At 62.9% G+C, this 19,403-nt stretch carries 20 protein-coding genes; 12 read left to right on the top strand and 8 right to left on the bottom strand.

From position 1 onward, the window contains the following. The first annotated feature begins 7 nt into the window (after positions 1–7). A complete protein-coding gene (locus tag MHM97_RS08765; RefSeq protein WP_239321894.1) occupies positions 8–547 on the top strand; it encodes an RSP_2648 family PIN domain-containing protein in 540 nt (179 codons plus the stop codon). A gap of 103 nt (positions 548–650) precedes the next feature. Here the strand turns inward: MHM97_RS08765 and MHM97_RS08760 are convergent, their stop codons facing one another. Both MHM97_RS08760 and MHM97_RS08755 read right to left on the bottom strand, forming a co-directional pair. After that, positions 651–1,637, bottom strand: a complete 987-nt coding sequence (locus tag MHM97_RS08760; protein ID WP_239321892.1) for an LLM class flavin-dependent oxidoreductase — start codon at positions 1,635–1,637, stop codon at positions 651–653. A gap of 90 nt (positions 1,638–1,727) precedes the next feature. Then, positions 1,728–2,414, bottom strand: a complete 687-nt coding sequence (locus MHM97_RS08755) for a M48 family metallopeptidase (protein ID WP_239321890.1) — start codon at positions 2,412–2,414, stop codon at positions 1,728–1,730. A gap of 118 nt (positions 2,415–2,532) precedes the next feature. Here MHM97_RS08755 and MHM97_RS08750 point away from each other — a divergent pair, with 118 nt between their 5' ends. Next, positions 2,533–3,690 (top strand): sialidase family protein, encoded by a 1,158-nt coding sequence (locus tag MHM97_RS08750; RefSeq protein ID WP_239321888.1) that lies wholly within the window; start codon positions 2,533–2,535, stop codon positions 3,688–3,690. A gap of 236 nt (positions 3,691–3,926) precedes the next feature. Then, positions 3,927–4,292: a hypothetical protein gene (locus MHM97_RS08745; RefSeq protein ID WP_239321887.1), complete on the top strand. Its 366-nt coding sequence runs from the start codon at positions 3,927–3,929 to the stop codon at positions 4,290–4,292. Between the two features lie 183 nt (positions 4,293–4,475). On the opposite strand, the gene MHM97_RS08740 is transcribed toward MHM97_RS08745, so the two are convergent. The 4 genes from MHM97_RS08740 to MHM97_RS08725 all read right to left on the bottom strand — a co-directional run bounded on the left by MHM97_RS08740 (position 4,476) and on the right by MHM97_RS08725 (position 8,489). Then, positions 4,476–5,660 carry a vWA domain-containing protein gene (locus tag MHM97_RS08740; RefSeq protein WP_239321885.1) on the bottom strand — a complete coding sequence of 395 codons (1,185 nt, stop codon included), beginning with the start codon at positions 5,658–5,660 and terminating at the stop codon, positions 4,476–4,478. 20 nt (positions 5,661–5,680) lie between these two features. Then, positions 5,681–5,848 (bottom strand): hypothetical protein, encoded by a 168-nt coding sequence (locus tag MHM97_RS08735; RefSeq protein ID WP_239321883.1) that lies wholly within the window; start codon positions 5,846–5,848, stop codon positions 5,681–5,683. 194 nt (positions 5,849–6,042) lie between these two features. Next, complete coding sequence (locus tag MHM97_RS08730) at positions 6,043–7,404, bottom strand: DUF2927 domain-containing protein (RefSeq protein ID WP_239321881.1); 1,362 nt, start codon at positions 7,402–7,404, stop codon at positions 6,043–6,045. Between the two features lie 245 nt (positions 7,405–7,649). Further along, positions 7,650–8,489: an AAA family ATPase gene (locus tag MHM97_RS08725; RefSeq protein WP_239321879.1), complete on the bottom strand. Its 840-nt coding sequence runs from the start codon at positions 8,487–8,489 to the stop codon at positions 7,650–7,652. A gap of 187 nt (positions 8,490–8,676) precedes the next feature. Between MHM97_RS08725 and dksA the strand changes: the two genes are divergently transcribed. Both dksA and MHM97_RS08715 read left to right on the top strand, forming a co-directional pair. After that, positions 8,677–9,099, top strand: coding sequence for an RNA polymerase-binding protein DksA (gene dksA / locus MHM97_RS08720; RefSeq protein ID WP_005634254.1), 423 nt, complete (start codon positions 8,677–8,679; stop codon positions 9,097–9,099). Positions 9,100–9,193: 94 nt separating this feature from the next. Continuing rightward, on the top strand, positions 9,194–10,363 hold the full coding sequence (locus MHM97_RS08715) for an FAD-dependent oxidoreductase (RefSeq protein WP_239321877.1): 1,170 nt from the start codon (positions 9,194–9,196) through the stop codon (positions 10,361–10,363). 172 nt (positions 10,364–10,535) lie between these two features. Here MHM97_RS08715 and xth read toward each other — a convergent pair whose 3' ends face one another. Continuing rightward, on the bottom strand, positions 10,536–11,342 hold the full coding sequence (xth, locus tag MHM97_RS08710; protein ID WP_239321875.1) for an exodeoxyribonuclease III: 807 nt from the start codon (positions 11,340–11,342) through the stop codon (positions 10,536–10,538). A gap of 374 nt (positions 11,343–11,716) precedes the next feature. On the opposite strand from xth, the gene MHM97_RS08705 reads away from it, so the two are divergent. The 3 genes from MHM97_RS08705 (at position 11,717) to MHM97_RS08695 (ending at position 14,064) form a co-directional block, all read left to right on the top strand. Then, positions 11,717–11,938 carry a hypothetical protein gene (locus tag MHM97_RS08705; protein ID WP_239321873.1) on the top strand — a complete coding sequence of 74 codons (222 nt, stop codon included), beginning with the start codon at positions 11,717–11,719 and terminating at the stop codon, positions 11,936–11,938. An 81-nt stretch (positions 11,939–12,019) separates the two neighbouring features. Continuing rightward, complete coding sequence (locus MHM97_RS08700) at positions 12,020–13,084, top strand: DUF6902 family protein (protein WP_441316271.1); 1,065 nt, start codon at positions 12,020–12,022, stop codon at positions 13,082–13,084. Beyond that, positions 13,081–14,064, top strand: a complete 984-nt coding sequence (locus MHM97_RS08695) for a DMT family transporter (RefSeq protein ID WP_239321869.1) — start codon at positions 13,081–13,083, stop codon at positions 14,062–14,064. The genes MHM97_RS08700 and MHM97_RS08695 overlap by 4 nt, the downstream gene beginning before the upstream one ends. Positions 14,065–14,213: 149 nt before the next feature. Here the strand turns inward: MHM97_RS08695 and MHM97_RS08690 are convergent, their stop codons facing one another. Next, positions 14,214–14,537 (bottom strand): HesB/IscA family protein, encoded by a 324-nt coding sequence (locus MHM97_RS08690; RefSeq protein ID WP_239321867.1) that lies wholly within the window; start codon positions 14,535–14,537, stop codon positions 14,214–14,216. Positions 14,538–14,627: 90 nt separating this feature from the next. Between MHM97_RS08690 and MHM97_RS08685 the strand changes: the two genes are divergently transcribed. The 4 genes from MHM97_RS08685 (at position 14,628) to MHM97_RS08670 (ending at position 19,400) form a co-directional block, all read left to right on the top strand. Further along, complete coding sequence (locus MHM97_RS08685) at positions 14,628–15,779, top strand: deoxyguanosinetriphosphate triphosphohydrolase (RefSeq protein ID WP_239321865.1); 1,152 nt, start codon at positions 14,628–14,630, stop codon at positions 15,777–15,779. A gap of 86 nt (positions 15,780–15,865) precedes the next feature. Next, complete coding sequence (locus MHM97_RS08680; protein WP_239321864.1) at positions 15,866–16,165, top strand: hypothetical protein; 300 nt, start codon at positions 15,866–15,868, stop codon at positions 16,163–16,165. A 71-nt stretch (positions 16,166–16,236) separates the two neighbouring features. Further along, a complete protein-coding gene (argS, locus tag MHM97_RS08675; protein ID WP_239321862.1) occupies positions 16,237–17,979 on the top strand; it encodes an arginine--tRNA ligase in 1,743 nt (580 codons plus the stop codon). Positions 17,980–18,089: 110 nt separating this feature from the next. Further along, the gene (locus tag MHM97_RS08670) at positions 18,090–19,400 is read left to right on the top strand and encodes an SPOR domain-containing protein (RefSeq protein WP_239321860.1); all 1,311 of its coding nucleotides are present in this window, start codon (positions 18,090–18,092) and stop codon (positions 19,398–19,400) included. Positions 19,401–19,403: the final 3 nt, after the last annotated feature.

The raw sequence follows: 19,403 nt of genomic DNA, 5'->3' as shown, positions 1-19,403 counted from the left end.
CCTACCTGTGAAGCTGCTGCTGGACACCTGTGTGCTCTACCCGACGGTGATGCGCGAAATGCTGTTGGGGGCGGCGCGGGCGGGGCATTTTGTGCCGCTCTGGTCGGCGCGTATTTTGGGCGAGTGGGAACGGGCAGCGGTCAAACTTGGTCCCACCGGTGCGGCGCAGGCCAAGGCCGAGATCGCGCTGTTGAACGCGGGCTGGCCAAAGGCGGCGGTCGCGGCCAATTCTGGCCTTGAGGCGCGTCTGTGGTTGCCGGATGAGAATGACATTCACGTGCTTGCCGCTGCGATTGCGGGCCATGCGGATGGCATTGTGACCGTCAATGCAAAGGACTTTCCCCGCCAGACACTGGCGGAGGAGGGGCTGACGCGCAGCGCGCCGGATGAGCTGCTCTATGACTTCTGGCTCAAGGATCCTGAGGGTATTGAAGCCGTGGGGCAGGCGGTTCTGGCAGAGGCGAACCGGCTGTCCGGCGAGGTCTGGCAGATCCGGGCGCTGCTGAAAAAGGCGCGCTTGCCACGGGTTGCCAAGGCTTTGGCCTGACTTGAAACCCTGAGGGCAGGGCCCGACCGCGGGCGGAAGCAAAGCGCCCGCCCATGGGGGCGGTCGGGCGCTGCCCGGCCTGTCGTCCGGGCAAAACTGAACCTTAGCTGTTGCCCAAAATCTCTGCCGCGATCTCGAAGGAGCGCAGCCGCGCGTCGTGATCATGGATCTGCCCGGTCAGGATCACCTCATCCGGCTGATAGGTCTCGATCAAACGCGACAGGTCTCCGCGCACCGTCTCCTTTGATCCCGTCGCCGATATGGTCAGTGCTTGATTGACCCCCGCCAGGATCTCCGGCGTCAACACATCCGCGATATTGTCCACGGGCGCCGGCAGCTTGCCGGGCATGCCCAGACGCAGGCGGGCAAAAGCCTGCTGCATGGTGGTGCGCAGCCGCTCGCCCTCGGCATCACTCTCGGCGGCAAAGACGTTGATCGCCAGCATCGCGTGGGGTTCGGCGAGGGTCGGCGAGGGGCGGAACTGGCGGCGATAGACCTCAAAAGCCTGCTCCAATGCTTGCGGCGCAAAATGCGAGGCAAACGCATAGGGCAGCCCCAGTGTTGCCGCAAGCTGCGCGCCGTAAAGGCTCGACCCCAGCATCCAGACCGGCACCTGCGTGTTCTCTCCGGGGATGGCGCGCAGAGTGCTGCCGTCGCGCTGCGGCCCGAAATATGAGATCAATTCCTGCACGTCCTGCGGAAACCGATCCCCGGAGTCCTGCAATCCGCGTCGCATCGCACGCATCGCCGCCATATCGGTTCCCGGTGCGCGTCCCAGACCAAGGTCGATCCTTGGGCCATGGATCTCGGCCAATGTGCCAAAGGCCTCTGCCACCATGTAAGGCGCGTGATTGGGCAGCATGATACCCCCCGCGCCGATGCGCATGGTAGAGGTCGCCTGCGCGATATGGCCGATCATCACCGCCGTTGCGGCGCTGGCGATACCGGGCATGTTGTGATGCTCCGCCAACCAGTAGCGGTGATAGCCCCAACGCTCTGCGTGTTGGGCCAGATCGGCACTATTGGCAAGCGCCTGAGCAGTGGTGGACCCTTCTGGCACCGGGGCGAGGTCGAGGACGGAATAGCGCATGAAAACCTTCTCCTTGCAGGAAGGTTTAGGTAAGGATCGCGGCGGGCGGGTGCAAGGGGGCGAGGAGAATAAGAGGGCCGGACCGGCGGGTCAGGCGTCGCCCCATTTGTGTTCCAGCCGCTCCAGGGCGGCAATGCGCTCATCCGTCTTGGGGTGGCTCATCAGCCATGCAGGGGCCATGCCCGCGCGGGAGTTGGTGAGCTCTTCCAGCTTGCGAAACAGGCTCTTTTGCGGCTCCACGCCGATCCCGGCCTTGGTCAGAAGGGCGGCCGCATATTCGTCGGCCTCGTATTCATCGCCGCGCGACAGGCGCGCCGCCAGAAGGCTGGTAAGAACACCCGCGATCCACGGACCGATAAAGGGAATATAGCGCCCGATTACCATCATCAGCACCGTGCGCAGCGCGTTCTGGCCAGAAAAATCGATCATCCGTTTCTTGGCGTGGCCCAGTGCCACATGGCCCAGCTCATGCGCGATAACGCTTGTCAGCTCCGCATCCGTGATCTCGCCGTTCTGGAATTTGCGATAGAACCCACGAGTGATGAAAATGCGCCCATCGGGGGCGGCGAGACCGTTCACCGGGTCGATCTCATAGATGTAGACCGGGATGCGCGGCAACTCCAGCGCGGCGGCAAGCCGGTCGGTCATGCGTTTGAGATGCGGATCGGCCAGCTCGGTCGAGCGGGCATCAAGTTCGCGGTGGGTGCGCCAAACGGACAGGCGGTACATCACCAGCCCGTAGATCACCGCCAAAAGGATGGGAGTCAGTCTCAGCATGAACCTGATATGGGCGGGTTTCGGCTCTGCGGCAAGCGGTTCGCGTAATTTTAAAGGGGCCGCATGCCAGCGCCATGTTACCCTAGGGCATATTTCTGGCGATACAGGAGGGGGAAGCATGGATGGCACGGTCACGGTACTGGTGGGCACGACCAAGGGCGCGTTTCTGATCGACGGAGGCACGGAGCGGATCGGCTGGCACGTGCGCGGCCCCTTCTGTGAGGGCTGGCCGATCAACCATGTGGTGGGCGATGCCGAGAGCGGGACGATCTGGGCTGGTGGCGGCAGCGCGTGGAATGGGGCCGGGATCTGGCGATCAGCGGATCAGGGCGAAAGCTGGCAGGTCGCGCGCCTCACCCGAGGCACCACGGATGACTGGGCCGAGAATGATCCCGATTTTGCGGCAATGATCGGCTATGAGCCCGTCGAGCTGCCCTTTGCCAGTGATTTCCAGCAGATCTGGTCCATCGGTATCGGGCAGGGGGTGCTTTATGCGGGCACCAAACCAGCATCCTTGTTGCAAAGCCGCGATGGCGGCGAGAGCTGGACGCGTGTTGACGGGCTGAGCAATCATCCCTCGGCAGGCAGTTGGACCCCGGGCGCGGCAGGACTGGTGCTGCACACGATCCTGACCGACCGGGAGCGCCCATCGCACCTGTGGTGCGGGATTTCGGCTGCTGGTGTTTTTGCGAGCGAGGACGGCGGTGAGACTTGGGAACGGCGCAACCGGATGTCCAATGCGGAAGGCTGCGCACATCACGACCACCCCGCAGCGCCTCGCGATGGCGAGACCGGGCATTGCGTTCATAACATGGTGCGCGCTCCGGGAGAGAATGAGCTGATCTATCAGCAAAACCACTATGGGGTCTGGAAGTCGCGCGACGGTGGCCGCAGCTGGGACGATATCAACGCGGGGCTGCCTTCGACCTTTGGGTTTCCCATCCACGTGCATCCCCGCGACCCGGACACGATCTGGACGCTGCCCCTGAACGGGGATAGTGCCGGGCGCTTTCCACCGGACGCGGCAGCAGCGGTCTGGCGCTCGCGCGATGGGGGCAAGAGCTGGCAGGATTGTCGTGACGGGCTGCCGCAGGAGGGGTGTTTCTTTACCGTGCTGCGTCAGGCCATGGCAGGCGATCGACGTGACCCGGCCGGGGTCTATTTTGGCACCAATTCCGGATCGGTCTTTGCCAGCTTCAACGAAGGCGATCAATGGCAAGAGATCGCACGCCACCTGCCCACGATCCTGTCGGTTGAGGTGCTGGACCACCCCTGAGCCGCGTGCGGCCAGTGAAACAAGGGAGGTGTTGCGCTTTGCTTTGCAAATCGCGCTGGGGCGGCGGCCGCGCCTTCGGCGCGGCCGCCGCCCGGCCCAACGCTTTTGATGCAGGCTTTGCCTGTGTTGAAAGGGGCGGGAGCCTCCCCGATACCCAATGCACCGCGACATTTGTTCCGATAGCGCCCTTGCCGGGGCCGGTGTTCACTGCTGTTGACTGAGCAGGAGTTGATCCGATGAATGTCTTCTTATTGAGTGCGGCGGCGTTGGCTGCAGTCTGGTCCTTGGTGCATGGGATCGTCGGAGGACGGCAATCTGCGCGGCCCCTTGCTGCGGATCAGCAGCTCATCCCGGTTGTGCGTGAAACGGTTCTTTTGTGCTGGCATCTGGTGACCGGAGCATTGGCGCTGATGGCGCTGTTTTTGTGTCTCGGTGCGTTTGGGCGCACGGACATGGCGCTGGCGGGGATACTGCTGGCAGCCGTGACCGCAGGCATTGGCATCGCAGTGCCGCCGTTGCGCGGGGTGTCCTATGGGGTGTTGCCGCAGGGGTGGCTTTTTGTGCCAGTGGTCCTGTTGGGGGCGTGGGGGCTCTGGGGATAGCATGGGCCCTGTGTCCCTTGAGTATGTAGCAGCAAAGCTGACCTATTGTTTCGTGCGCGAAACATTGGGGCAATAGGGCTGATACTTTTTGTGGACCAGTAAACTAAGCGATCCCCAAAATGCGGGTTGCGATTTGAGAGAGCGTAGCCTTTACAATGCGTTAAGGCATATTTCTCACGTCATTCAACGTGTCAGTTCCCGCATGCCGCGCTCCAGCCCGTCGAGGGTCATCGGCACCATGCGATCCTCAAAAATCTCGCGGATCATCTGGATGGAATGAGTGTATTCCCAGTATTTCTCCGGCACCGGATTGATCCACAGATGTGAGTTCCACTGCTCACGGGCGCGCTCCAGCCAGACCTGACCGGCTTCCTTGTTCCAGTGCTCATTCGCCCCGCCGGGATAGGCGATCTCATAAGGAGACATCGACGCATCGCCGACAAAAATACATTTGTAATCCGGCCCATAGGTCCGCAGCACCTCATGAGTTGGGGTCTGCGCATCCCAACGGCGGCGATTGTCGCGCCACACCCCCTCGTAGAGGCAATTGTGAAAATAGTAGTATTCCAGATGCTTGAACTCGCTGCGGGCTGCGGAGAACAATTCCTCCACCAGCTTGATATGCGGATCCATCGACCCGCCCACATCGAGAAACAACAAGACCTTTGCGGCATTGTGGCGCTCGGGCCGGGTTTTTACATCAAGATAGCCGTTCTCGGCGGTCGAGCGGATGGTGCCGTCGAGGTCCAACTCTTCGCGCGCGCCCTCGCGGACCCAGCGGCGCAGGCGCTTGAGCGCCACTTTGATGTTGCGCGTGCCCAGCTCAACATCGCCGTCCAGGTTCTTGAATTCACGCTTGTCCCAGACCTTGACCGCACGCTGATGACGGCTTTCCTTCTGGCCGATGCGCACGCCTTCGGGGTTGTAGCCATAGGCGCCAAAGGGCGAGGTGCCGGCGGTGCCGATCCATTTGTTGCCCCCCTGATGGCGGCCTTGTTGGTCCTTCAGGCGCTCTTTCAGGGTTTCCATCAGCTTGTCAAAGCCACCCAGAGCTTCAATCTCGGCGCGTTCTTCGGCCGAGAGATGTTTCTCCGCCATTTTGCGCAGCCAGTCCTCGGGAATGTCCACGGCCTCCATCACCGCAGAGGCGGGGATCTGATCGAGCCCTTCGAAGGTGGCGGCAAAGGCGCGGTCAAATTTGTCGAGGTTGCGCTCGTCTTTGACCATCACCGCGCGGGCGAGATAGTAGAACGCCTCCACGTCATAGGTGGCCAGACCGGCCTTGAGCCCTTCCAGAAAGGCGAGATATTCGCGCAGCGAGACCGGAACAGCGGCGGCGCGCAGGTTCTCGAAGAAGGGCTGAAACATGGGGTCTCCGTCGCTTTGGGTCAGACCAGCATCCGGTGGGTGATGATGGTGCCGAACAGGCCGAGGATACCAAAGATCATGCCGTAGACAGCCCCGTATTGCAGCATATCGGCGATATTGCCGCCACGTTTGCGGGCCTTGAAGGCACCAAGGGCTGCACCAAAGAGCAATGCGAAGATCACGATCATGACGGGTCTCATTCAGATTGGGACTGACCGGTCAGAGACAGCCAGTGCGCGGAGTGGACCCCCGGGGCCGGTTTAGGGACGCGATCAAACCAGCGGAAGGGGGCGGTTGTTTCGCATATAGCTTGCGAGTCCGGGATGTGCAAAGGCCCGGTGGCGGGGCGGGGAGGATGCCGGTTCCAGCGCGGGGGCGCGGGTTACGGGCGTGGCGCCCCCTGTACGGCGGCCACCTCTTGCAGCGGGCTGGCATAGGGCACCTCGGCGCCATGACCATAGAGCCCCCACCCTAGGCTGTCGGTGCGCAGGGCAGCGGCAGCTTGCGGATCGCCGCGGAGGTCGGCCAGCTGTGCCTTGAGCATCAACAGGGTGGACAGCAGCGCGGCATTCTGGCCCCGCCGCGCAGCGGGCAAGGCGCGTTCGATCAGCGCGCTCGCGCGGTCGAGGTCACCGGCCCGCAAGGCATAGGCGGCGAGGCGCGATTCGATCAGGGCACGGTGTTTGGCGGTGTCGGCGCCGGTGCCAAGATAGGTCAGCGCGGTGCGGAAATGCGCCTGCGCCAAGGCGGGGTTGCGGATCTGTTCGGAGCGCCCCACCAGAAAATGCCCAAAGGCGCGGCGGTGGTCGCGCCAGCCGAGGTCCCGGGCAATGGCAGCGGTGGCATGGGCGGCGCGCCTGCGGTCAGCATCGCTGGAGCCAGCCCCCAGCGCGGTTTCAACCGCCGCCACCCAGGCGGGGGGCGTGGCTGGCAAGGGGGCAGGGGCCTGCGTGCGGCCCCGCGGATTGAGCCGGTCGAAGATCGCGGGAAGACGGGCGGCCACCTGCTGGCGTGTCATCCCGGTGTGCAGGGCCGGGTCATATGTCGCACGCAGAATGAGCATGTCAAACCCGGTGAGCACCGCATGCACATTGTCATCGTTGAACACGGAATCCGGCAGGCGATAGAGATCGTTCAACGGTCCCAGTGCCTGTGCAAGCTCTTCGTGCAGGCAGTCGCGCAGTTCCTGCGGGCTGACGTCATTGGGCACAAAGATGGCGAGCCGGTCCCGGCTGCGCAGCTCTTTCCAGTCTGTCTGCGGCGCGCGGCGGTTGTGACGGAACTCTTCCATAGAGCTGACATTGGGCACCACGAAACAGGCGGCCTGGGGCAGCAGGCGCTGAATCCGGTGGCGCGGCACGGCCTCGATTGTGATGCTGGCGGTGCCCGGCTCCTGGGTCATGCGGATGTCGAGGCCGGCCTCGGCGCGCAGCCGTGCCAGAAGTGCTGTCAGATCCGGTTGCATCGTGACCGTCGGCTGCCCGGTGATCGCCACCCGCACCGGGCCCTCGAACCGGGTGAAGACCGGCAGCGGTGTTCCGCCTTCGAGCTGAAAATGCAGATCAAGGAAGTCCCGCGCCATGTCGCTGTTGGCACGGTGGGCCGGCGTGGCGGCGCGGGTGGGAAAGGTGCGGATCGGGGGCAGCGTCAGCGTGGTCGAGGCCGAGGAGGCGCGCGAGGGCGGAGATCCGGCCGTGTCACATCCTGCCGCCAGCAGTGCCAGCGCCAGACCGGCCAGGGCCATGGGTCTTGTGACCGCCGCCAGAATCCGACGTGTCCGTGCGGCTAAAGAAAGTAAAATCGTCAATCGAACATGCCCCGCATCGCTGCCAGACCGGCAGCCCCGGTAGAGTATGACAGTCTTTGCAGAAAATTGAGGCAAGAATTTGAAACAACCGCGCCCCGCCCGGTCTCGGGGCGGGGGCACCCTTCTGTCTGGGGCTGAAACGGCTCTGCCCGGGGCGGAAACGGTGGAACCCCGGGGGCAGCTCAGCGCCCGCGACGGGCCATGAAGGCGAGGCGCTCGAACAGATGCACATCCTGCTCGTTCTTCAGCAGTGCACCATGCAGTTTTGGCAGCGCATTGGCACCATCACGCTTCAGATCCTCGGGGCTCAGGTCCTCGGCCAGCAGGAGCTTCAGCCAGTCGATCACCTCGGAGGTGGAGGGCTTTTTCTTCAGGCCCTGCGTCTCGCGGATTTCATAGAACTGCGTCAGCGCGGCGGACAGCAGGTCGCCCTTGATGCCGGGATGATGCACCTCGACGATCTGGCGCATGGTGTCGGCATCGGGAAAGCGGATGTAGTGAAAGAAGCAGCGGCGCAGAAATGCGTCGGGCAGCTCTTTTTCATTGTTGGAGGTGATGATCATCACCGGGCGGTGCTTGGCCCTGATGGTCTCGCCGGTCTCGTAGACGTGGAACTCCATCTTGTCGAGCTCTTGCAGCAGGTCGTTGGGGAACTCGATGTCGGCCTTGTCGATCTCGTCGATCAGCAGCACGACCTTCTCATCCGCCTCGAAGGCCTCCCAGAGTTTGCCCTTCTTGATGTAGTTCCTGACGTCGTGAACGCGCTCCTCACCGAGCTGGCTGTCGCGCAGGCGCGAGACGGCATCATACTCGTAAAGCCCCTGCTGGGCGCGGGTGGTGGATTTCACGTTCCATTCGATCATGCGCAACCCAAGCGCGTCGGCAACCTGCTTTGCCAGCTCGGTCTTGCCGGTGCCCGGTTCGCCCTTGACCAGCAAGGGGCGCTCCAGTGTGACGGCGGCATTGACCGCGACTTTCAGGTCCTCGGTGGCCACGTAATCCTTAGTGCCCTGAAATCTCATCAACTCTTCCTCCGGTTGCGCCTTAGTATTGCCGAATTGATCTGCCAGGGTCCGGTATAATCACAGCGCGCAACTATTGTGTAGTGACATTCGCGGCGCTTGGGATTAAACGCTGCGGCATGGGGGAGCTATGATGCTTGGAAAGATTGAAGAGACCAAGATTATGGGCCAGACCGAAGGAGCCGAAATGAAGCAGGACGTGTTTCTGCCGGAGGACTATCGCCCGGCCGAAGACGAGCCGTTTATGAATGAACGGCAGATGGAGTATTTTCGCCGCAAGTTGCTGAACTGGAAAGCCGAGCTTTTGGATGAAAGCCGGGATACCATCGAGGGCCTGCAAGAAAACACCCGCAACATTCCCGATGTGGCAGACCGTGCCAGCGAAGAGACCGACCGGGCCCTCGAGCTGCGCACACGCGACCGTCAGCGCAAGCTGGTGGCCAAGATCGACGCCGCGATCCGCCGGATTGACGAGGGAGAATATGGCTATTGCGACGTGACCGGAGAGCCGATCTCCCTGAAACGTCTCGACGCGCGCCCGATCGCCACCATGAGCCTTGAGGCGCAGGAACGGCATGAACGGCGCGAGAAGGTCCATCGCGACGACTAATTTTACAGTCATCCACAAGTTTATAAAGCGCCGGGCCTTTTGCTCCGGCGCTTTTTTGTTATGAGCTTGCTCTTGGCAAGCGGGCATTGGGTGCATGGATTTCAAGGATATCAGGATAACGGTCATCGGTGCCGGGATTGGCGGGCTTGCAGCGGCCTACCTGTTGCAGCGCCAGGGGGCGCAGGTGACGGTGCTGGAGCAGGCCGAGGAAATCTCCGAGGTCGGGGCCGGATTGCAGGTCACGCCCAATGGCGTTGCAGTGCTGAAGGCGATGGGTCTGGCCGATGATCTGGCCTGGTGTTCGCAGCGCGCCCGCGCCGTGGTGCTGCGCCATCACCGGGAAGGGCGCGAGGTGCTGCGGCTGGATCTGGATCAATACGCCCATGATCTGCGCTATTATTTCGTGCACCGCGCCGATCTGATCAATCTGCTGGCGGATGCAGTGCGCCGCTCCGGCGTGCAGCTGCGCCTGTTGCAAAAAGTGAGCACGGTGGTGCCGGGCGCACGTCCGAAGGTGCAGCTTGGCAATGGCGCCAAATGCGGCGCCGATCTGGTGATCGGCGCGGATGGGCTGCATTCCCGGGTGCGGCCGGTGCTCAACGCCGCAGGGGCGCCAAAGTTTACCGGACAGGTGGCGTGGCGGGCAACGGTGCCAAACCGGTTTGATCTGCCGGCCGAAGCGCAGGTTTTTATGGGGCCGGGGCGGCATCTGGTGGCCTATCCGTTGAAAGACGGCTCTTTGGTCAATCTGGTGGCGGCGCAGGAGCGGCGGCAATGGGCGGAAGAAAGCTGGAGCCACGGGGATGACCCCGAAAATCTGCGGCAGGCGTTTGCGATGTTCGGCGGCCTTGCGGCGGAGATGCTGGCGGATGTGCGTGATGTGAAGCTCTGGGGGCTGTTTCGGCATCCGGTGGCGCAGGTGTGGGGGCGTGATGGCGTGGCGCTTCTGGGGGATGCGGCACATCCAACGCTGCCCTTTATGGCGCAAGGGGCCAATATGGCGCTCGAAGATGCCTATGCCTTGGCGGATTGCCTGTCCGCTGCGGATGATCTTGAGGCGGGACTGGCGGCCTATCAACTGCGGCGCCGGGCCCGGGTGGCCAAGGTGGTGGAGGCGGCCAATGGCAATGCGTGGAAATACCACCTGCGCCCGCCACTGAGCTGGCCTGCTCATCAGATCCTGCGTGTGGCAGGGGCGCTTGCGCCGCAAAAAATGGTGAGCCAGTTTGACTGGATCTATCGCCATGACGAGACGGCGCGCTAATCACTCCTGAATTTGAGGAGAGGTTTCGCTTTGGGCGTTGCCCAAAGCGACCAGCGCCGCGCAGGCGCGCCCGAAGGGCGCGCCTGCGCGGCGCTCGGCCCAACGGGAGCGGGCGCATTTTTAATGCTGTCCGCGACGGGCGGGAGGGCGCCCGCTGTGCGCGATTTTTGCGTCAGAGATCCAGGTCAATCCAGATCGGAACGTGATCAGAGGGTTTTTCGCGTCCGCGAATGTCCTTGTCGATCTGGCAGTCGCGCAGCAGATCCGCTGCCTGTGGTGTCAGCAGGACATGGTCGATGCGGATGCCGTCATCGCGGTTCCACGCCCCTGCCTGATAATCCCAGAAGGTATAGTGGCCGGGGCCACGGGTGCGGGCGCGGAAGGCTTCGGTAAAGCCGAGGTTCACGATACGCTGAAACGCGGCGCGGCTTTCGGGGCGGTGCAGGGCATCCTCGCGCCAGGCCTCGGGGCGTTTGGCATCCTCGGCCTGGGGGATGATGTTGTAGTCGCCCGCCATCAGCGCCGGCATCTCCTCCGCCATCAACTCGGTGGCGCGGGCCTTCAGGCGCTCCATCCAGCCGAGCTTATATGCATATTTCCCCCCGGCAACCGGCGTGCCGTCATCGTTCAGTTCGACCGGGTTGCCGTTGGGCAGGTAGAGACCACAGATACGCAGGGCCTGTTTGCCCACCACCGTTGCCTCGATCCAGCGCGCCTGTTCGTCGCTGTCATCCCCGGGCAGGCCACGACGGACATCCTCCAGCGGCAGCTTGGACAGGATCGCTACCCCGTTGAAGCTCTTCTGGCCGTGGGTTTCCACGTTATAGCCGCGCTCCTCAAAGATCTCCCGGGGGAAGGCTTCGTCGACGGATTTGATCTCCTGCAGCACCGCCACATCGGGCTGAGCCTCGTCGAGCCAGTCGGCTAGGGCGTTCACACGGGCCTTGATGCCGTTGATGTTGAAACTGGCGATCTTCATGGCGGCCTCCGAATTGAACGTGCTGCGATGTCTATCGCCCAAAACTTCGCCCCCCGCAAGGCGTCCCCCGGCACCGCGGCGCGGGCAAAGCGCAGATACCCGGTTTGCGAGAGAATCACCCGTTTAGATCCCGCTTAGCAAGAATGCACGCACAACCTGTCGGTGCTTCAATTTGTTTTGCAGTTTTGTAGTTGTGGGTAATGCTGTGGATTTTCTGTGGGCAAGTCCGAATGCATCCCGAAATCAATTTATTGTTAATCGAAATTAATGTAAGGTTTATTCTCTATTTTTGGCGCATCGCAATTTAATGCTTGATTATTTTTGGAGGGCTGGCAGCTTTTAATTATCGATTTATCCAGATGAGGAGAAAAATCATGGGTGCTTTGAAAAAGACTGTTGTCGTGTCCGAAACCGTTTCCGGTGCTTTTGCGGGTGAGAATGTGGGCCTGGTCAGTTCGACGTGCCTCGGTGGTGAACATGAGGGCGCACATGTATCCCTCTACAGCTCCACATGTATTTCCACATCCAAGGGTGATCTGCACGCCGGCGACGATACCCATATGGTGTCTTCGACCTGCCTCGATCCGGTGAAGTAATTTACCATCCCCGGCCGGGATGGAGGTGTGATCCAGTTTCCGGCCGGGGCAAATTTCATTTTCCGAACATCGGGGGCTGTCATGGGGCAAGTGCTTTCATTTTCTTTGGCGCGGGCGCGTAAACCTGAATCCCCAATCCCGGGACTCCTCGAGAGTTTTGGTTCATTTCGCAAGGATCGTCTTGATGTTCTGTGGTTGAAAGAGAATGCAGAGCTTCTGAATGTTTTAGAAACCACAGGTAGTAAAATAAAAAGTGAAGTAATGGAGCCGTTGTTTCCTTTTTATGAAGGAAGCCTGCGGCATCTGAATTTCTTTCGCCAGTATTACCGGTTCATTCTCTCGATTTGCCTGGATCTCGAGGATCTCGGTCTGCCGGGAACGCGTGGTGAGGTCATGGCGGATTGGGTGGCGCGCCGGGCGGTCGGGGTCAGTGAAATGTCCGATCTGCAACGGGCGGAGGCGCGCAGGCTCCTCGCGCGCAGGGGGATCGAGCTGGCTGGCGTGGACGGGCTCGACGACCGGTTGCGCGCGTTCATGCGCCAGAGCGCGGAATTTGCGGTGCCCAATCGCAAGGCCGCCTATGAGCTGACGCATGTGGTCTTCTACCTGACCGAATACGGGCGCCGGCCGCTGCAGCTGGAGCCGGAGGAATGGCAGAGCCTGCTGTTTGCCGGGCTGGTGGCCTATCTCGATCAAGATGTTGATTTGCTGTCGGAAATCTGCATCGCAATGCGGTTCTGCAACGAGACGCCACCCGCGGAGTGGCAGGCCTGGCTGGACCGTCAGCTGCACGGGTTTTCCCTCACCCCGACCCGCGGATGGGTCGGCAACGATGACTACCATCCCTACCTTATGTGCAACTGGTTTCAACTTGTGGTTGGACGCACGGCCTTTTCTGATGCAGACTGCGAAGGGTCGGTAGTGATTGAGGGGCCGCATAGCCCCGGTGCGTTACGGGGGGTGTCGATGGCGCTTTATACCTTGTTGGACCAGGCGCCAGGAGACTGGCAAAAGATCAAGAGCACCTTGTGCCAGGCGTTGAGTGCCGAAGAGAGCGAGGTTCTGGCGCAGGCCGAGGCCAGCACGCCGGCGTTCGAAGCCTTCTTTGAGACCTTCGCGCGATTTGGGCAGGTTGGGCCGCAATGAGTCCGGTCGCCTTTGGGGTTCTGGCGGTTCTGATCTACACCGGCCTGATTGCCGGTGCCGATGGGATCACCAAGTTGATCGCCACGGGGTTTGCGCCGGCGCAGCTGTTTGCCGTCTCCGGCCTGCTGGTGGCGGGGTTCTGCCTGGTGGCCAGCCGGATGCAGGGACATCCCGAGCGCCTTCGGACACAGTGTCCGCGCGCGATGGCGGTGCGGGCGGTGGCAACCGTTCTGGCCTGCACCAGCTTCTACTTTGCCTTCCGGTATCTGGCCCTGGCCGAGGTGTTTGTCTTTGTCGCGCTCATGCCGTTGATGGCGGCGGTGCTGTCCGGTCTGATCCTGAAAGAGCGCATCCGGCCTGCGGTCTGGCTGGCGATCTGCCTCGGCGGCATCGGGTTGCTGGTGATGCACCCGGGGGTGCATATGGGCGCGTTCACCGGCTCGGCGATGGCGATGGCCGGCATGAGTTTCGGAACCCTGTCCATCGTCATGGCGCGCTATATCAGCCGCTATGACGGCAATGTGCTGGCGCAGGTGTTCTATCCGAACCTGACGCTGGGGCTGGTGATGCTCTGCATGCTGCCCTTTGTCTGGAAGCCGATGACGGCGACGGATCTGGCCTGGGTGGGCGCCTATGCGGTGTTGCTGTTTGGCGCGCGCTGGCTGCTGGTGCTGGCGCTGCGGCATCTGCCTGCCTATACCGTGACACCGTTGCTGAACCTGCAATTTGTCTGGATGGCGTTGATCGGGCTGGTCGCCTTCGGCGAGGTGCCGCCGGTGACGACCTATCTGGGCATGGCGGTGGTCGCGGCCTCCGGTGTGTTCCTGGTGTGGGACCAGGCGCAGGCCGCGCGCGCCGCGGCACAGCCTAAGCCACGCCTGCCCGCAGTGCCCGGCGGTGGTCGGCGGCGGACGCAGGCGCGCAATATCGTATCCACGGGCCGGGCGCGGCGCCGTGGCACCTGGCGGGCCGGGCGCTGAGCGTCAGCCGGTCTGCGCGTTTGTCTGTGACTGCGATCAGCGCCCGAGCGACGGTTGGTCACGCGCTGGATATACGGACCACATCCTGTCCTGGCGGCTGAGGTGCCCGGGCACCTCAGCCGGACCCAAGCCGTGGCGGCGCAAGCGCGTTACATCGAAAACGACGTGCCGCAGCCGCAGCTGGAGGTGGCGTTGGGGTTCTCGATCGTAAAGCGTGCGCCGATCAGTTCCTCGGTAAAGTCGATCACCGCATTCTCCAGGAAGGGCAGGGAGATCTCGTCGACGACGACCTTCTGACCCTTGCCTTCGAGCACGAGGTCGTCGGAATTTGGCGTGTCGAGCGCGATTTCATACTGAAAGCCCGAGCAGCCGCCGCCTTCGACCGCGATGCGCAGGGCCTGGCCCTGATCCGCTGCGCCGATTTCGGCGAGCCGGTCAAAGGCGCGATCCGTCACTTTTGGGGGCAGTTGCATGCTGGTTTTCTCCGATGGCGTGTTGCAGCGTCAGGTCAAATATAGAAAGGTGCGCGCGAGGCGACAAGATTTGCCGGGGAAAAGAAACACATGTACGCGCCCTATGCCACCATGCCCGACCGTTCGCGCGGGCGATCCGTTTCCGAGGAAGAGAGCAGTTTTCGCTCGCCGTTCCAACGGGACCGGGACCGGATTATCCATGCCAGCGCCTTTCGGCGGCTAAAGCACAAAACACAGGTCTTTGTCGAGCATGAGGGCGACAATTACCGCACCCGTCTGACCCATTCGATCGAGGTGGCGCAGGTGGGGCGTACCATTGCGGGGGCGCTGGGGCTCAATCAGGAGCTCACCGAGGCCGTGGCGCTGGCACATGATCTGGGTCACACGCCCTTTGGCCACACCGGCGAGGATGCGCTGCACGAGATGATGGCGCCTTACGGCGGCTTTGACCACAATGCGCAGGCGATCCGCATCGTGACCGCGCTGGAAAAGCACTACGCCGAATTTGATGGGCTGAACCTGACATGGGAGACGCTGGAGGCGATTGCCAAGCACAACGGCCCCGTGGTGGGCGAGCTGCCCTGGGCGCTGGCGGCCTGCAACAACGGGATCGATCTGGAGCTGCACACCCATGCCAGCGCCGAGGCACAGGTGGCGGCATTGGCGGATGACATCGCCTATAACCACCATGATCTGCATGACGGGCTGCGCGCGGGCCTGTTCAACGATGACGATGTGTGCAGCCTGTCGATCATCGCGCCGGCCTATGCGGAGGTGGATGCCAAATACCCCGGCCTCGACAAGAACCGCCGTCGTCACGAGGCGCTGCGCCGCTTTTTCGGTGTGATGGTGAGCGACGTGATCGACACATCAAGGGCCAAGATCGCCGCCTCCGCTGCGCAGTCGGTCGAAGAGATCCGGGCGCTCGATCATGCGGTGGTCACGTTCTCGGACGAGGTCTGGGCCCAGTTGAAGGAACTGCGGGCGTTCATGTTCACGCGCATGTACCGCGCGCCTTCGGTGATGGTGGTACGCGAGCGCGTCGCCGTGGTGGTGAAGGCGCTGTTTGCCTATTACCTCAAGAACACGATGGCGATGCCGGAGCGCTGGCACGAGGAGATCGGCCGGGCCGAGACCGAAACGGATCGGGCGCGGATCGTGTCGGACTATATCGCCGGGATGACGGATCGCTTTGCGCTGCAACTCTATGACCGCTTGGCGCTTGGCGAGTTGGCCAGCTGACCGGGCAACTGGCGCTATCATGACGTGCCGCTGGCCCTATGCGCGGCGCGCGTGCTGTTTCACATGCAGGAGCGAAAGGACCGCTCATGCCGTGTTGGATTGTGACATTCGAGGACAGTGACGGCGTCTCGGCGCTGAGGACCGATCCGGCGCGCCGTGCCGCGCATATCGCATTTGTGCGCGCCTGCCCGGGATTGCAGATCGGCGGCCCGCTGGCCCTGACGCCGATGCAGGATTTTCCCGGCGCCATCTGGACCGTCGAGGCCGAGACCCGGCAGGATGTGATGCGGCTGATCCAGCGCGATCCCTATTTCGTGGCCGGGCTGCGCCGTCCGGTGATCCGCAGGGAGACAGAGCAGGACCCGCTGGTCCGGCTCCTGCGCTGAGCCGCTTCGACGGTTGACCCTGAGCGCGCCCCTCGGTATCCGCAGAGGCTGATACCTATGGGACGCCAGATATGAACCTCTTTACCGATATTCGTACGCTTGTGATCGACAGCCTCGCGGCCATGACGGCTGAGGGCACGCTGCCGGAGGGGCTCGATTTTGCCAATGTGACCGTGGAGCCGCCCCGAGATGCGGCGCATGGCGACATGGCGACCAATGCGGCGATGGTGCTGGCGAAACCCGCCAAGAGCAAGCCGCGCGACATTGCCGAGGCGCTGGCCACAAAGCTGGCGCAGGATGCGCGCATCACCTCTGCCGAGGTGGCGGGGCCGGGGTTCCTGAACCTGCGGCTGGATCTGACGGTCTGGCAAAGCGTGCTGGGCAAGGCGCTGCATGAGGGCGAGGCCTATGGTCGCTCCGACATGGGGCAGGGCAAGAAGGTCAACGTCGAATATGTCTCCGCCAACCCGACGGGGCCCTTGCATGTGGGCCACACCCGCGGTGCGGTCTTTGGCGACGCGCTGGCGAGCCTGCTGGACTATGCAGGCTATGACGTCACCCGCGAATACTACATCAATGATGGCGGCGCGCAGGTCGATGTGCTCGCCCGCTCCGCCTATCTGCGGTATCTGGAGGCCCATGGCCAGACCGTGGAATTCCCCGATGGCACCTATCCCGGCGAATACCTCAAGGACGTCGGCGCGGCGCTGAAGGAGAAATTCGGCGATACCTTTGTCGGCCAGCCCGAGGATGTCTGGCTGGAACAGGTGCGCGCGTTTGCCACCGAGATGATGATGGATCTGATCCGTGCGGATCTCGGCCTCTTGGGCGTGAAGATGGATGTCTTCTATTCGGAGAAATCCCTCTATGGCACCGGGCGGATCGAAGCGGCGCTGGAGAGCCTGGAGGCGAAGGGGCTGATCTACGAGGGCGTGCTGGAGCCGCCGAAGGGCAAGAAACCCGACGATTGGGAGCCGCGCGAGCAGACCCTGTTCAAGTCCACCGAACACGGCGACGACGTCGACCGTCCGGTGAAGAAATCCGATGGCGCCTGGACCTACTTTGCGCCCGACATCGCCTATCACTATGACAAGGTCAGCCGCGGTTTTGACATGCTGATCGACATCTTTGGTGCCGATCACGGTGGCTATGTCAAACGGATGAAGGCGGCGGTGTCGGCGCTGTCCGATGGTCAGGTGCCGCTGGATATCAAGCTCTGCCAGCTGGTGAAGCTGTTCAAGGACGGGCAGGAATTCAAGATGTCCAAACGGGCAGGGACCTTTGTCACCCTGCGCGATGTGGTTGATGCCGTCGGCTCGGATGTCACCCGGTTCATGCTGCTGACACGCAAGAACGATCAGGGCTTTGACTTTGATCTCGACAAGGCGCTGGAGCAGTCCAAGGACAACCCGGTGTTCTACGTGCAATATGCGAATGCGCGGATCTGCTCGACCCTGCGCAAGGCGGGCGAGGCGGGGATCGCCTGCGATGATGCGACGCTGAACGCGGCGGACCTGAGCCTGCTCACACATGAGGCGCAGCTGTCGGTTGCGCGGAAAGTCGCCGAGTGGCCGCGCCAGGTGGAGATCGCCGCGCGCACCAATGAACCGCACCGGATCGCCTTCTTCCTCTATGATCTGGCGTCCGATCTGCACGGGCTGTACCACCTTGGCAAATCTGAAGAAAGTTTACGATTTGTTAATGAGAGCAGCCAATCGGCAACACATGCCAATTTGGCGCTGGCGCGGGCTGTTTCCATTGTCATTTCCGCCGGGCTTGGTATTCTTGGCGTCAAACCGGCGCAGGAGATGTGACACCAAAGTCACCCGAACCGCCGGATCGAGGCAGATCAAGAGACCCGATGCACAGTGGCCCCGCCGGATTTCAGGCGGGCCGCCTGTGACACAAGGGCAGTGAGGCGGATATGGCATATTTTGCACAGGTGGGCGCCAGCGCCCCCTCTTCAAATGGCGATGGTGATAACGGGGGCGTGGCCTTCGATCCGTTTTCCTCTCATCAATACTCTCGCGCGGCAGAGCCCGCGCCAGCCCCGGCGGACCCCATGGTCGAGGCGGCGGTGCCGGAAACACCCTATCCCAGCTTTGGCCTCAGCCCGTCCCCATCGGTAAACGTCGGAACCTTTTCCGGCGCCGGTGCCGGTGGCGGCTCCGCGGGCGCCTATGCGGCGGCGGATGGCTACCCGGATGCGGGGTATGACTATGTCGGCGACTATGGCGATGGCTATGGCGGCGACGAGGAAGAGCTGTTTGCCCCGCAAGCGGGCCGCGGAGAGCTGGGCCGCATGGCCGCGTTCCTGGGCGCTGCAGCCTCGATCGCGCTGGTGGTGAGCATCTCTGTCTGGGGCTACAAGCTGATCATGCGCGATGTCTCTGGCGTTCCCGTGGTGAGCGCGGTGTCCGGCCCGATGCGGGTGGCGCCCGAAGATCCCGGTGGCGAGCTGGCGGATCATCAGGGGCTGGCGGTGAACGCGGTCGCGGCCAACGGCATCGCCGAGGATCCCGCCGACACGCTGCGGCTTGCCCCGCAGGCGATTGCCCTGACCGAGGACGACCAACCCGTGCCGACCCTGACCGAAGCGGCCGAAGAAGAAGCGGCGCTGGAAGCCGCGGCGGCCGAGGTTGCGCAAACCTCCGAGACGCCCGAAGCGGATGTCTCTCCGATCGAGCAGCGCAGCAACGATATCGACGCGCTGGTGGCGTCCCTGACCGACGGGGCGGTGCCGCTTGAGGATCTGCGCGAGACCTCTGCGGCGATCGTGCAGCCGGAACCGCTGGACGGTGCCACGGTGGCCTCGATCGATGCGACCAAAGTGCCCGCAGCCGTGCGCAATGCCCCCGGCGTGCGCGTCACGCCGCGTCCGCTTGTCCGGCCGGCCCGTTTTGCGCCTGCTCCCGTGGCCGCAAACGAGAGCGCTGCGCCGCAACGCAGCGCCGCGGCGGAGGTCGACCCCAAGAGCCTTGCCGTGGGCACCCGGCTGGCACAGCTGGGCGCTTATGAGAGCGCCGAGGTTGCGCGCAGCGAATGGACCCGGATCAGCGGCAAATTTGGCGAGTTCTTTGACGATAAATCCCGCGTGGTGCAGCGTGCCGAGAGCGGTGGCCGGATTTTCTACCGTCTGCGCGCCCATGGGTTCGAGGACCTGTCGGACGCGCGTCGCTTCTGCTCGGCCCTGGTGGCGGGCAATGCGGATTGTATCCCTGTGACGATGCGCTGAGCC

It is taken from the genome of Epibacterium sp. Ofav1-8 (genome assembly GCF_022348185.1).
GTDB lineage: Bacteria > Pseudomonadota > Alphaproteobacteria > Rhodobacterales > Rhodobacteraceae > Epibacterium.
This window is presented reverse-complemented; position numbering and strand designations above follow the sequence as displayed.